Source organism: Rhizobium sp. 01L419 (assembly GCF_056400025.1).
In genome coordinates this window covers 1-13161 of record NZ_JBFTSM010000002.1, presented here as the reverse complement: position 1 = coordinate 13161, position 13161 = coordinate 1, and the positions used below count along the sequence as shown (strand labels likewise).

At 58.3% G+C, this 13161-nt stretch carries 12 protein-coding genes; 7 read left to right on the top strand and 5 right to left on the bottom strand.

The features are described from left to right. The first annotated feature begins 499 nt into the window (after window positions 1–499). Complete coding sequence (locus AC1DUP_RS03965) at window positions 500–1798, top strand: epoxide hydrolase family protein (protein ID WP_113297308.1); 1299 nt, start codon at window positions 500–502, stop codon at window positions 1796–1798. A gap of 218 nt (window positions 1799–2016) precedes the next feature. On the opposite strand, the gene AC1DUP_RS03960 is transcribed toward AC1DUP_RS03965, so the two are convergent. After that, on the bottom strand, window positions 2017–2694 hold the full coding sequence (locus tag AC1DUP_RS03960; protein WP_113312084.1) for a GNAT family N-acetyltransferase: 678 nt from the start codon (window positions 2692–2694) through the stop codon (window positions 2017–2019). 178 nt (window positions 2695–2872) lie between these two features. Then, on the bottom strand, window positions 2873–5713 hold the full coding sequence (locus tag AC1DUP_RS03955) for a helix-turn-helix transcriptional regulator (protein WP_113312083.1): 2841 nt from the start codon (window positions 5711–5713) through the stop codon (window positions 2873–2875). Window positions 5714–5947: 234 nt separating this feature from the next. On the opposite strand from AC1DUP_RS03955, the gene AC1DUP_RS03950 reads away from it, so the two are divergent. Then, a complete protein-coding gene (locus tag AC1DUP_RS03950) occupies window positions 5948–6616 on the top strand; it encodes a LuxR C-terminal-related transcriptional regulator (protein ID WP_113312082.1) in 669 nt (222 codons plus the stop codon). Window positions 6617–6835: 219 nt separating this feature from the next. On the opposite strand, the gene AC1DUP_RS03945 is transcribed toward AC1DUP_RS03950, so the two are convergent. Then, entirely contained in the window at window positions 6836–7036 is a 201-nt protein-coding gene (locus AC1DUP_RS03945) for a hypothetical protein (RefSeq protein ID WP_113312081.1), read from the bottom strand. 234 nt (window positions 7037–7270) lie between these two features. On the opposite strand from AC1DUP_RS03945, the gene AC1DUP_RS03940 reads away from it, so the two are divergent. Continuing rightward, complete coding sequence (locus AC1DUP_RS03940; RefSeq protein ID WP_113312126.1) at window positions 7271–8779, top strand: phospholipase D-like domain-containing protein; 1509 nt, start codon at window positions 7271–7273, stop codon at window positions 8777–8779. Here AC1DUP_RS03940 and AC1DUP_RS03935 read toward each other — a convergent pair. Then, window positions 8717–9688 (bottom strand): lysylphosphatidylglycerol synthase domain-containing protein, encoded by a 972-nt coding sequence (locus tag AC1DUP_RS03935; protein ID WP_113312080.1) that lies wholly within the window; start codon window positions 9686–9688, stop codon window positions 8717–8719. The two genes, AC1DUP_RS03940 and AC1DUP_RS03935, sit on opposite strands and share 63 nt — an antisense overlap. A 98-nt stretch (window positions 9689–9786) precedes the next feature. On the opposite strand from AC1DUP_RS03935, the gene AC1DUP_RS03930 reads away from it, so the two are divergent. The 3 genes from AC1DUP_RS03930 to AC1DUP_RS03920 all read left to right on the top strand — a co-directional run bounded on the left by AC1DUP_RS03930 (window position 9787) and on the right by AC1DUP_RS03920 (window position 12162). Beyond that, entirely contained in the window at window positions 9787–10515 is a 729-nt protein-coding gene (locus AC1DUP_RS03930; RefSeq protein ID WP_477832143.1) for an endonuclease/exonuclease/phosphatase family protein, read from the top strand. A 459-nt stretch (window positions 10516–10974) separates the two neighbouring features. Beyond that, window positions 10975–11475, top strand: coding sequence for a YciE/YciF ferroxidase family protein (locus tag AC1DUP_RS03925; RefSeq protein ID WP_113297315.1), 501 nt, complete (start codon window positions 10975–10977; stop codon window positions 11473–11475). Window positions 11476–11841: 366 nt separating this feature from the next. Beyond that, window positions 11842–12162 carry a hypothetical protein gene (locus AC1DUP_RS03920; RefSeq protein ID WP_113312079.1) on the top strand — a complete coding sequence of 107 codons (321 nt, stop codon included), beginning with the start codon at window positions 11842–11844 and terminating at the stop codon, window positions 12160–12162. 242 nt (window positions 12163–12404) lie between these two features. Here AC1DUP_RS03920 and AC1DUP_RS03915 read toward each other — a convergent pair whose 3' ends face one another. After that, the gene (locus AC1DUP_RS03915) at window positions 12405–12653 is read right to left on the bottom strand and encodes a hypothetical protein (RefSeq protein ID WP_113312078.1); all 249 of its coding nucleotides are present in this window, start codon (window positions 12651–12653) and stop codon (window positions 12405–12407) included. A 251-nt stretch (window positions 12654–12904) separates the two neighbouring features. On the opposite strand from AC1DUP_RS03915, the gene AC1DUP_RS03910 reads away from it, so the two are divergent. Next, window positions 12905–13108, top strand: a complete 204-nt coding sequence (locus AC1DUP_RS03910) for a cold-shock protein (protein ID WP_113310792.1) — start codon at window positions 12905–12907, stop codon at window positions 13106–13108. Window positions 13109–13161 lie beyond the last annotated feature (53 nt).

The window sequence follows — 13161 nt, the reverse complement described above, 5'->3', positions numbered from 1 at the left end:
CGTCTTCGAGCGTCGTCCGCTCCGTCACGTTGAATTGGTTTCCTCCACTGCTTTTAATTCCGCACGCGGGGTGGTATTTTGCCCACAGACGACTTCCCCGGCGGACAGTGGTGCAAGAACTAGCCTGTCGGACCGGCCTATCGCTTTGCGTCCGGCTCACCCTCGTTCAATCCAACGTGACATTCAGGTAATCGCCGACCACGAAGCGTGCAGCGTTCCACCCGGCTGAGGCATTCGCCAATCAGGAAAGTCGTCACTTCGATGCCGGCACCCATCCGTTAATGGGTATGGTGAGGCTCTGGGCGGCTATGCGTTCCAGTTCCGAACGCAGATGCGGACCTGCAAAGTCGATGAAGGACCTAACTTTCGGAACCGCAGCACCATTGGAATGGCCGTTTGATACCAAGGTATCGACCATACCTTGGTGCAATAGTTGCAGCCCTTCTTTGGTGTGACCTTCCTTCTCGTAAAAACAAGGCACACACGCAAGGAGGATGCCATGTCCTACATACAGCCAACCGTCACACGCCGAACACTGCTTGCGGTCGCGGCCTCGGCCAGCGCTGCCAGCATGATCCCGGAAGCGTTCGCCGCCACGGGCGCGAGTTCTGACCTCAAACCCTTCAAATTCACTGCGACCGAGGACCAGCTAAAGGACCTGCATCGCCGCGTCGTCGCCACCCGCTGGCCGGATCGCGAGACGGTCTCAGACGATACGCAGGGTGTCAGGCTCGACACCATCCAGAAGGTCGCCAAATACTGGCGCGCCCATGACTGGCGCAAGGCCGAAGCCCGGCTCAATTCCTTCCCGCAGTTCACGACGGAGATCGACGGGCTGGACATCCATTTCATCCATGTGAAGTCCAAGCATGAAAACGCGCTGCCCATCATCATCACCCATGGCTGGCCGGGCTCGATCATCGAGCAGCTGAAAATCATCAGGCCGCTGACCGATCCGACCGCCTTTGGCGGCACCGAGGCCGATGCCTTCCATGTCGTCATCCCCTCGCTGCCGGGTTACGGCTTTTCCGGCAAGCCGAAGGAGGCAGGCTGGAACCCGCCGCGCATCGCCAAGGCCTGGGCCGTGCTGATGCAGCGTCTCGGCTATCAGAAATATGTCGCCCAGGGCGGCGACTGGGGCAATGCCGTGACCGAATTGATGGCAGTGCAGGAGCCCGCGGGCCTCATCGGCATCCACACCAATATGGCCGCTACCGTGCCCGCCGATATCGCCAAGCTGCTGTCGGCAGGCGCCCCGGCTCCATCAGATCTCTCGGCCGACGAGAAGCGTGCTTACGAGCAGCTCGACGATTTCTACAAGAACGGCCTCGGCTATGCGATCGAGATGAACAACCGGCCGCAGACGCTCTATGGCATCGTCGATTCACCCGTCGGCCTCGCCTCCTGGATGCTCGACCACGACATCCGCAGCTACCGAATGATCGCCCGGTCCTTCAATGGCGAGAAAGAGGGTCTGACGCCCGAAGACATCCTCGACAATGTCACGCTCTACTGGCTGACCAATACGGCGATCTCGTCAGCGCGCCTCTACTGGGACAATGCGCATTTCCCCTCCGGCGGCTTCTTCGATCCGCGCGGCATCAAGATCCCCGTCGCCGTCAGCGCCTTCCCGGATGAGATCTACCAGGCACCGCAGAGCTGGGCGGAGAAGGCCTATCCGAAGCTTATCCACTACGGGCGGCCGGCAAAGGGCGGCCATTTCGCTGCCTGGGAACAGCCGGAACTATTCACGGCGGAGCTGCGCGCTTCCTTCAAGTCGCTGCGCGATCAGATCTGACGCAGGCCTGGCGCGGTGATCCTGCGCCAGCCCTCAACTCCTATTCAGTCATTTGCGGAAGCATGACCGGGCGGGACAGCAGTCGACGACCCCTACCACCGGCGAGAAGTCGCCGATCCACAGCACCTGCCGTGGTCAATTGAATCACGAACCGGGCGCCAGACAGAATGTGGCAGCGGCAACTGCCTGTCAGCAGCGTTCCGAGTATATAGCAGCTGTTATTTGCCTAGGTGCGCTCGGATATCCGCTAGCCGGCGGAGCTGCTTCCCCTCCGCATCGAAATTGCCGGGCGCGAGCCAGGCCTCAAAAGTATCGTTGAGCAACGGCCATTCGCCATCGATCATCGAGAACCAGGCCGTGTCGCGATCGCGGCGTTTGGCGATCATATGCTGGCGAAAGACGCCTTCGAAGGTGAAGCCATAGCGCGCAGCCGTCGTCTTGCTCGGCTGGTTTTTGTTGTCGCACTTCCACTCGTAACGGCGGTAGCCTAGATCTTCGAACACGTGCTTGGCCATCAGATAGTGCACTTCCGTCGAAATTGGAGAGCGCTTCATATCAGCACCATGCGCAACACCGCCGATTTCGACGACGCCGTTGGCCGGATCGGCACGCATGAAACTGGCCATGCCGACGACTTTACCAGTCGCATTGTTGCGGAAGATATGCGTCAGCCAGCCGCTATTCTTGACGTCGTCGAGCCATGTACCGAAATCGTCGATGCCGCCAAAATCGTCCTGCGCGAAATAAAGAAGCAGAGGATTGACACCCATGCCGCCCAGCCCATCCCACAGCTCCTGCAGATGCCTTGCACGAACGAACGGTTCAACCGACGCATAGCGGCCCTTCAGCGTCACATAGCCTGGGGCGGCAACCTTGTAGTTGGAAAGATCGCGCATCGTCACTCCTCTGGTCAAAGAGTGGATAGGCCAGCCGTCTTTGAAAGGCAATCGCCCGCGTTACTGGGACAAGGTCACTTTGGCGGAGGAACGGTCGCTTCCATATGAGGTATGGCGCTTGGACCGGCCGCGGAGGATGTGTCAGGAGGGCCGGCTAGCGCGAAGTCCGAGGAAGCTTTCATGCATCCGTGCCTATCAGCATCTTCGCCCGCAGAAGTCGAGGGGTCGAAAGACCTTCTGTGAACCGCTCGTACACTGGAAGGAGGATTTTTCGGGTCGATGGCTGTTCGCCGCGGCTGGCAAGATATTCAACCAGACTGATGCTCGCGGTGAGCTCCCAATAAAGACCGCCTTGAGCGGATGCTCTATGGGCCGCCTCGTGAAACAGGTTCACCGGCAATCTTTCATTGACATCTCTCGTCGCGATTATCTCGCCTTTTCTTCTCAGCAGTTCCGGTACCATCCACTGGTAGCCCTTGTCGGCTGAGAACCTCAATGCCTCCTGGATTTGCCCAAGGCCTTCGTCCAAACGTCCAGCCATCTGCAACGCGGTTGCGAGTTCACACATGAAAAAGGGATAGAACAGCAAATATGAGGTCTCATGCATTTCACGAAGCCCGGCTCGAAGGGCGTCTATGCCCTCTGCGGGGGAGCCTGATCGTGAAGCCAAACTGCCACGCACGCACAGGCCCACCGCGTAGAAAGGTTTCAGACCGTGCTGCAATGCATGTTCAATCAGTTCTTCGCCCCACTCTCGGGCTCGAAGGTCGTTCTCCAGGCTCAGGGATACGAAGGCCGACGCCCAGGCCAAAGCGACACAAAATACAAACGGTTGCTTGGTCGCGCGCGCTTCGAGAATTGAATCTTCCGCTGTCCGCGAAGCTGCATCCAATCGACCCAGTGATATCAAATTGACCGTGTTGTGAGCCATGGAGGACGTCCGAATATCCGCTCCCAGCCTCAGCATATCTCTGCGGCGATTGGTGAGGGGCGAATTCCTCGCGGCCCAATCAAGCCTGTCTTGCGCTTCCAAGTGCTCAGCTTGATAGGCCTGCGGGATCCCAATCATCCACGCTGCTGTTGCCCGCGACTGCACGTCTCGGTCATCGGAACCCTTCTCGTATTCGCGGGCATAGGCAAGCGCGTCCTTCAATTCCATTGAACGGGCGGAGAAAAGCCAAAGCGCACAAGTCACTCGTTGCTGATAATCAGCATCACCCAAAGCTTTCGCCAGTGAAAGAGCACGAATAAGCACGTCCCTTCCCCGTTTGCTCATGCCCTGGGTATAGATCAGTGCAAATCCGAGGGCGCATTGCAGTACCATTTCAGTGCGGCTGCCCGCCTCGTCTTCAAGCTGAAACAGGGCTTTTTGAGCCCATTCCCCGGATTCGGACACGAGCGATATCGCGATCCAAAAATCGGAGGCGACGGCGGCCAGTCTCGCTCCCAGCTTTCCATCGCCATCAGACGATAAGGCCCAAGTCAAAGCGGCGCGTAGATTATCGATCTCCCGGCGATAGGGACCGAGACGTTCGATCGCCACCTGAAGTGAATTTGCATTCGAAAATGGCTGGAAGAACGATCGAAAGAACTCCGCACTTCTCTGCATCGTCAGACGATAGTCAGCACCCGCCCCAAGTTTTTCGAGAGAATAGACCCGCACGGTCTCCAGAAGACGCCAGCGAGGAGCCGCGTCTGTTCCTTCAAATGTCACGAGCGATTTTGAGACGAGATTTGAAAGCCCTGAAGCGGTTTGCTCCTCGTCCTCCCCGCTTGCTGCAGTGGCCGCCTCTAAAGTGAAACCTGCGGGAAAGACGGCCAGATTACGAAGCAGGCGACGCTCGCCTTCCGGCAACAACTCGTAGCTCCAATCAAGAGCGGCCCGGAGCGTTCGGTGTCGAGGCAGAGCAGTTCGGCGTCCGCCGGTGAGGAGGACGAATCGATCATCCAGACGGCCAGCGATCTGTTGAAGACCCAAGGTGGCCGCGCGAGCGGCGGCGAACTCTATGGCCAGGGGAATTCCGTCGAGATGACGGCAGATACCCGCGATAACCGAGACCCTGTCCTTGCTCATGGTAAAGTCAGACTGTAGCGCCAGCGTTCGAGCGACAAATAACTGAACCGCACTGTGTTGAAGCGCATCGACCTTTTCTTCTTTCGCAGGTACTTCGAGCGGCGGCACGCGGTAGGTGAATTCGCCTTCTATGCGAAGAAGCTCCCGGCTCGTGGCAAGGACGGACACGTTCTGGCAGGCACGCAGGATCGCCTCGACCATCTCCGCAGCAGCATCGACAACATGTTCGCAATTGTCGATTACCAGCAACATTTTTCGGTTGCCGATGGCTCGTGCCACGAGATCGGCGGAGATGTCGTCACCTTGAAGGCGCAAGTCGAGAGTCTGGGCAAGCGTTGTCGGAACGAGGTTCGGATCTGGGAGCGACACCAGCTCTACAAAGAACGCATCTCCATCAATGGATGGCTGCAGACGTCGGGCGACTTCCGATGCGAGTACCGTCTTTCCGATCCCGCCCGGTCCTGTGAGGGTTACAACGCGATAGGCCGACATAAGCGTTATAATCTGCGAAATCGAAGACTGACGTCCGATGAGCTCGGACGCGGCCGAAGGAATGTTCGTGACGAAAGCCCCTCGTTCGCTTGGCTCCACGCGGATCGCTGGTGTTGACCCAAGGAATCGCGCCTCGGGTTCCGTCCATTCGCCGAGCAGTCGATACCCCCGGCCGGACACGGTCCGGAGCAAGTCGCGATCCTTTCCTAGTGCCCGCCGTATCGCTGAGATATGTACTTGAAGAGTGTTATCCTCGACGACGAGTCCGGGCCAGACTCGCTTCATCAGCTCGTCCTTCGTTACGATCCCGCCCGAAGAGAGGGCGAGGGTCTCCAGGATTTCGAACGCACGGCTGCCGAGCGGGACCGGTGCCCCCATGGCACGTAGCTCTCGCTTTTCGAGATCTAACTCCCATCCGGAGTACTCGAAAAGTCCAATCTCAATCTGTCCCAAAGCGATCCGTTCTATCTGATGAAGTCATAACGATAAGAACATATAAGAGACAGATTGCGGAACAGTCCTTTAACAACCCGTAGCAGAATACTTCAGCTTTTTTCAGGTTCTGTCACGCCACTTAAGTCGCATGATCAGGCGCGCTCGTTTAACACTCACACCAACGAGCATGACACATCAATCATACAATCCAGCCACGGCATAGCTAGCGCACAATCAATGAAGGGGAATGGCATGTACATCACCAAACACCTTACCGCTCCTTTGAAAGTTGACGTCAGACCGTCCAGCCAACCGGACGTGGCAGTTCTGAGCACCGACGCCCATATCGGCACGGCCCTTCATGAACATGTCTCTCGCATGGGATGGCATCCTGAGACTTATGATTCGGCGGCAAGCTTTCTATGCGCAACGCAGGCCGGCGGCTTCGGTTGCATCGTCGTTGATGCTGGCATGGCCGATCTGACGGTCTCAGATCTCACGCACCTCATTTGTCTCCATGCCCTGCATTGCCCCATCATCGTTCTGACCGCAAAGCCCCGCGCCGCGATGACAGCCACGACCAGCAAATTCCGCGTAACATTCATGCCCAAACCTGACGAACCAAGCTTTCTGGTGGAGGAGGTGAACGCCGCAATCCGTGCGGTCAGTGACGCGGACCGCCTGGAAGCTTATTTTCTCACGCTAACCCCGCGAGAAAGACAGGTCATGACGTTTGTAGCGGAGGGGCTATTAAACAAGCAGGTGGCTTATAGACTGAATATTAGCGAAATAACCGTAAAGGCTCATCGAGGACAGGTGATGAGAAAGATGAAAGCCAGGACTCTCCCTGATCTGGTCAACATGGTCGCGAAACTTGGACGAACTTGCGGATCCAGTCCCAGCTTCCAATCAGCGCTGTGATATCCTCAAAGCGGTCGAGTTGAGAGAAGAGACCGCAGTCCGTTGGAAGCCCTGACACAACCGGTCGGCAACAGTTTCCTTCTACCTATCTCGGGTTTCATGGAGTTCGCCGCCATGCGAAACTCCTTACCGACAGCGCTTGGATCGCTTCAACTCTCGTGCGGCAGGACGACCGCCTGCCGATCAGTTTCGGCAAGCCCGCTTTCGATCAGGACGACTTCAATCACCCTTCTGCTTCAAGCCGTCGGTCACCTTCTCGACGACCGGATCGCTACTGCTCTCTCCATTGGCGTCTCTGGCTTTGTCGGGATTGTCCTTGGCGCGCATATAACCGCGGGGCGTATTTCCCTGCGGACCCTCCCAACGTGGCGATTGATCAGTGGTACCGGGTGCACCATCCTTCGGCGATGTCGTTCCCATGGCATTCCTCCTTTGAGGATGAGTAACCTGAGTAGTCGAAGAAGGTTCCATTGGTATCGGCTCCTGTGATCGCCAATCTTTCGGCATCCATACCTCCACCACGGACTGGCGCGGCTGCGCATTGACATTGCTCTCGCATCGACCGTTCGGCCGCGATCCCGCACGAGTGCGGCCCCACGAGGGAACCTCGGAAAATTCTGAGCGTTTGTGATCAGTTCAGAGCCTGAGGCAGCCATGACCATAGCCGAAAATATCTTCAATCATCCGGGATTACCTGAAGCAAAAGAACAACGGTCGAGCGGCGGCGAAAGACGGAGGGCAGGAGCTTTTCCATTGGGAGATACGGCGGCGTACATAGGCTTCCTCATCAACGGCAACACTTATTTCGCCGAACTGGCGCGTACGCTGCGAATGGCCAGGCGCACGATCTGGATTGTCGGATGGGACTTCAATCCCGATATCCTGATGGAGCCGGACAAATCCGACGAGACATTGGGCGACATGCTGCATGCACTGAGCGCGGCAAATCCGGCGCTCAAAATACGCATCCTCATCTGGGCGTTCGGCCCGATCTATTCGGAAAAATCCCTGAAACTATTGCGAAAGAGGACCTTCCCGAAGAGCCCGGGGATCGATCTGCGCTTCGATATCCAGCACGCGATACGCGGCAGCCATCATCAAAAACTCGTCTGCGTCGATGACGCGGTTTCTTTCATCGGTGGAATGGACCTGACGTCACGGCGGTGGGATACGCGGCGTCATCGCGCAGAAGACAAACTACGGCGCGCGCCCGAAGGCGTTTCCTACGATCCGCTGCACGACGTTCAGGCCATGGTCACCGGCGGTGCCGCACGGCTCATCGGTGAAATTGCAAGACGGCGGTGGGAAAAAGCCACCGGTGAAACCCACGCGTCCCTTGCCGAGGGGATTGATTTCACCTGGCCGGACGATCGTTCCATTTTGCTGGTCAACTGCCCAGTCAGCTTCGCGCTGACGGAGCCTTCGACGGCCTTTCAGTCCGGCGTTGGCGAGGGCATCACCATGACGCTTGACGTCATCGCCAGGGCCAGGCGGCAGCTTTATATCGAGACGCAATATCTTTCCTCCTTCCGCATCGCCGACGCCATCGCGGCGCGCCTGCAGGAGGAAGACGGGCCGGAAGTGATCGTCATCTGCACGCGCAGTTCCCACGGGCTGATCGAAAAAATCGTCATGGGTAACAATCGCGATCGTGTCATCCGGCGCCTGAAACGGGCCGACCGCAATAACCGTCTGCGCGTTTTTTACCCCGTCGTACCAGGGAAGGTCGATGGTGAACTGGAAGTGCTTGTCCATTCCAAACTGATCATCGCTGATGACGAGCTCGTTCGCATTGGCTCTTCCAATCTCAACAATCGCTCGGAAGGGCTGGATTCAGAATGCGACATGCTTCTCCAGGCCGGAAATGCAGACCACCGCCATGCGATCGCTGATCTGCGCAACAGGCTGCTGGCAGAGTTCCTCGGTACCACCGCGGAGAGTTTTGCCGGGGCCATCACCCGCACCGGCTCGACGATCGCAGCGGTCGCAGATTTCAACACCGGACCGCGCGGTCTGCGAGAATACGCCGTCAAGCCGGACGGCAGCACCGTTCCCATTCCCGGCACAGCTATCTTCGACCCCGCTCGACCCTTTGCACCGTTACGCCGATTGGGCCTTCGCTCGCTCATCCGCCGGGTTCGTCTCATCACCCGCCTCGCGTGAATGCCGCCGCAAGACCACCTCGCTGATGAACAGCAAGGTGGTGCCGAGCACTAGCGGGATGAAGAAATAGACGCAGCGAAACGCAATGAGCGCGCCGATCGACGCCTCCTTCGGCACGACATAGGCAACGGTTGCCTCGAGCACGCCGAGACCGCCCGGGACATGCGTCGCAAGGATTGCCGAATTGGCGAGCACGAAAGCCGTCACCGAACGGAAAAAGGCGACGGAGCCGAAGGCCGAGAGCATCTGGTGCAGGCAGGCGGAAACGAAGATGAAGTTGATCGTCCCGATCGCGACCTGCCCAACTGCGATCGAAAACCGCGGCAGCTGAAACGACCAGCGCCAGAGCTGCAATTGGCCGCGCACAAAAAATGCCAGCGCTGCATAGGCGACCGGCAGGACAAGGGCGAGCAAGCCGAACAGTCGGGTCGTTGCCGTCCCGATTTGCAGAAGACGCCCGGCATCCACGGGATTGATGATCATTGCAAGGCCGCCCAACGTCACCAGTCCGAGCCCGACCGTGACGCCGCAAAAGAGGATGATCTTTGCCACATCCTCAGCTGTCAGTCCCCAGCGCGAGTAATAGCGGTAGCGGAAGGCCCCGCTGCTCAGCCCCGCAAAGCCGATATTGTGCCCGAGCGAAAGGCTGACGAAGGAAGCCAGTGCGACCTTTGGATAAGGCAACGACTTGCCGAGAGAACGGATTGCCAGCAAATCGAAGCAACTCAGGCACAGATAGGATGCAGCTGCACAGAGAAGTGCCAGGCACAATCTCCAAAACGGTATGCTACGCACCGACTGGACGACTTGATCATAACTGTATTGCTCGAAAATCCGGTAGAGAAGAAAGAATGCCAGGCAAAGGGCGGCAACAAACAGTCCATTCCAGATTATGCTTTTCAATGTCATCGATCGTCCATAATGCAAGGTGCGAGCGCTGCTGCTCGATCTGCGGGAACGAATGACCGGGTTTTGTGTTCCTAGCAGCAGCAACCTTTCAGCGGGCCATGCCGGATAAACCGATCAGACTTCTGACCTACAACGTGCATAGCTGCATCGGTACCGACCGCAAGCTTGACCCCGGCCGCATCGCCAATGTCATCGCCGAGGCCGAGGCCGATATCGTCGCTCTCCAGGAAGTCGATGTCGGACGGCGAAGGACAGGCGGTGTCGACCAGGCGCACATGATCGCATCACTCCTGAAGATGCAGGCGCATTTCCATCCGGCGCTGTCGGTCGCGGAGGAGCAATACGGCGACGCAATCATCACCGCGCTACCGACCGGTGCGGTCAAGGCCGGCCCGCTACCGTCCATCGGCGAAACGCGCGGTGCTCTTTCCGTCGAGATAATGGTTGGTGAAAGGAAACTGCTCGTCGTCAACACGCATCTCGGCCTTCGCGGACGCGAGCGCATCCAACAGATGACCACGCTGCTGAATTCCGGCTGGCTGCGCGGTACGGCAGACGAGACCGTTCCGAGCATTCTGTGTGGCGATTTCAATGCCCTTCCGGCATCGGCGACCTATCGTCTTGCGACGCGGTCACTGAAGGATGCCCAACTTGCCGGCGCCGCACCGCCAAGACCGACCTTTCCTTCCCGCTACCCGCTGATGCGTCTCGACCACATCTTCGTAAYCGACGATCTAGTCGTAAGGAAAGCCGCAGTCCTTGAGACGAGACTGGCAAGGATTGCCTCGGACCACCTCCCCCTTCTGGCGGAAATCGACTTCGGTTGAACCGTACCCTCGCTGTCATCCTGCTGGCTTCAGCGTCATGGCATCCGTCGCCCCAGATATGGGAATCCGGCGCGCTCTCGCATCGGAATGTCGTGGTTGCCATGCAATTTGAGAGCTTTCACGGCAGCCACCGGAGTGTGGTACGACACCAACGGTCCCGAGAACCAATTGATCCAGACGGCAGCGTGTAGAAGCTTGCTGCGGGTGGCGGCGCGGGCGCGCCGTACTGCCAGACGCCAACCTAGCCGTGATCTGAGTGCGCTTGCGGTCATTGTCTCCCCTAATCTTTGGAATGGACCGCCGAACGGACGTCTTGGAACTGCCAGGGGATCAACTCCTTCCCCTACGGTTGAGGACTGGAACAATCATGCGGCGCAAACATTGGGAACAGGTCGTCTAACCCCGGCAAACCGGAGGACAGACCGATACAATCAGCACTTCGCCACAGGAGGATCCACCATGGCAACTAGCAAGACGTTGAACGACCTGTTCCTCGACACTCTCAAGGACATTTATTTCGCGGAAAAACAGATCCTGAAGGCTCTGCCAAAAATGGCGCGCGCCGCCCAGTCTGAGGAAGGTAGGGCCGGCTTCCTCAAGCATCGCGACGAAACCCAGGGCCAGATCGAACGACTCGAACAGGTCTTCGAACTTCTCGGCAAACCGGCTCGCGGCAAGACCTGCGAGGCCATCCAGGGCATCATTGCCGAAGGCGAAGAAATCATGGAAGAGTATAAGGGCACGGCTGCCCTTGATGCCGGTCTGATCTCGGCAGCGCAGGCCGTCGAGCACTATGAAATCGCTCGCTACGGCACGCTGATCACCTGGGCCAAGCAGATCGGCCTCAACGACGCTGTCGCCCTTCTTCAGGCAAACCTCGCCGAAGAAGAGGCCACAGACAAGAAGCTGACTGAGCTCGCACTCGCCTCGGCCAACGCCAAGGGGCAGAAAGCCGCCTGAACCGACATAGATCCCGCGAGAAGGCCGCCCACCAGGACGGCCTTTCTTCAATCGGCAATTCACACATGTCGGAACGGATGGAGACAATGGCCAAGAAAACGTCGATGCCCACCAGAACAACACAGCGACGATCCTCGACCAGAAACTCCATCGCGGCGAAGGTGGCGAGCTTCATCAATTCGCCGAAGATGGACATCCGGTTCTGACGAGGCTAATCGCGTCATACCACCGAGTTTGAGAGCAGCAGCCCTCGCATCCCCTCTTCCACGTCTGTAGTCTTCCATGAACCTAACATGAAGCCTGTTTTCAGAGCGAGTTCATGCCGGCGGGGCCACGCTTACCCATGATCTACCATGGAGAAGCCCTATGAAAATCGCCCATTTTATCGTTGCGGCCGCTCTCTCGCTCGCTTCGGCCTTCGTTGCGGCGGAGCCGGCTTCGGCAATGCCGCGATCTGCAGCACCGGTTGCAGCCGTCGAAAAGAGCGACGTCGTTCAGGTCCGGCACCGCCACTACCGGCATCATCATCGCGATTATTACCGGCATGGCTGGCGTCACCACCGTCACCACCGCTATGATCGGGATTGGCGCTCGGAGCGGCGCTGGCGGGAAAATCGTTACTGGCGAGACAATGACCGCTATTACCGCCCGCATCGCAGCGGCGTCTATTTCCGCTTGGATCTCTAGGCAAAAAGCCCGGGAGACCGGTGCTTTTTTTGAAGATTGCCGACGCCGCCTTGGCGATATCGTCTCCTAGGCAGCGCGCCTGGCATAGCGATGTTGCCCCGCGTATCCATTGGTTCATGCTTGATCGGGCGTTATACGCTTTTCCAAAGAAGGTATAACGCCCGACCGTGCGAGACCGATCGACACTCAAGAACCGAAAAGTGCCGATGGCGAGCGCTTGCTCCATCCCGACCGGCGTCACCTCAGTTGGGTTCGCCCGTCAGGGAAAGCAGGTCGCGCCACCGCTTCACATAGCCCGCAATGATAAGATGGTGCATGCCGGCGGAAAGCAGCCGCTCTGACAGGACGTCGAGATCGAAAGTATCGATGGGCGTGTCCTTGGCATAATGCCGGACCGTATATGTGAACATTTCCTCCCAACTGCGGCGGACCGCCACGGATTCATCGGCCAGATACGGCCGGTACTGATCAATCAATTCTGCCAGGGTCATTGAATGTCCTCCACATCTGTCGGGGGATCTATGTAGCCATCCCGAGGCGTGAGTGCGCTGACAACGCGCCCGTGCAGGCGATCATACGCGGCTCCCTTTTCCAGGCCTGACCCAGCCCTCGCTGAGCCGCTAACGTCGGCGGACGACGCCTATTCGGCCCCCTGCGTTACTGCGACCCGCAGGGCGGGTTGATCCCGCGGCAACTGATCGTTAGGTTGCCGACGCGTTCAACACTAGAAACGAGGGTTCTCATGCCAACTGGCAAGGTCAAGTTTTTCAACAACGACAAAGGCTTCGGCTTCATCACACCGGACGACGGCGGTGCCGACGTTTTCGTGCACGTCTCGGCGCTGCAGTATGGTGACGGGCTGAAGGAAGGGCAAAGCGTGTCCTTCGACGTTGGCCAGGATCGGAAGACCGGCAAGTCGAAGGCCGAGAACGTCAGATCGCTCTGAACCGAGCGGGATCTCCTTCTCGACAAGCCCAATGCATCGCGGGGCGCCATTGA

Bases quoted from the DNA above. Each gene is read 5' to 3' on its own strand.
- AC1DUP_RS03940 (WP_113312126.1), top strand. From the start codon at position 7,271: ATGACCATAGCCGAAAATATCTTCAATCATCCGGGATTACCTGAAGCA.
- AC1DUP_RS03935 (WP_113312080.1), bottom strand. From the start codon at position 9,688: ATGACATTGAAAAGCATAATCTGGAATGGACTGTTTGTTGCCGCCCTT.
- AC1DUP_RS03945 (WP_113312081.1), bottom strand. From the start codon at position 7,036: ATGGGAACGACATCGCCGAAGGATGGTGCACCCGGTACCACTGATCAA.
- AC1DUP_RS03925 (WP_113297315.1), top strand. From the start codon at position 10,975: ATGGCAACTAGCAAGACGTTGAACGACCTGTTCCTCGACACTCTCAAG.
- AC1DUP_RS03910 (WP_113310792.1), top strand. From the start codon at position 12,905: ATGCCAACTGGCAAGGTCAAGTTTTTCAACAACGACAAAGGCTTCGGC.
- AC1DUP_RS03950 (WP_113312082.1), top strand. From the start codon at position 5,948: ATGTACATCACCAAACACCTTACCGCTCCTTTGAAAGTTGACGTCAGA.
- AC1DUP_RS03920 (WP_113312079.1), top strand. From the start codon at position 11,842: ATGAAAATCGCCCATTTTATCGTTGCGGCCGCTCTCTCGCTCGCTTCG.
- AC1DUP_RS03965 (WP_113297308.1), top strand. From the start codon at position 500: ATGTCCTACATACAGCCAACCGTCACACGCCGAACACTGCTTGCGGTC.
- AC1DUP_RS03960 (WP_113312084.1), bottom strand. From the start codon at position 2,694: ATGCGCGATCTTTCCAACTACAAGGTTGCCGCCCCAGGCTATGTGACG.
- AC1DUP_RS03915 (WP_113312078.1), bottom strand. From the start codon at position 12,653: ATGACCCTGGCAGAATTGATTGATCAGTACCGGCCGTATCTGGCCGAT.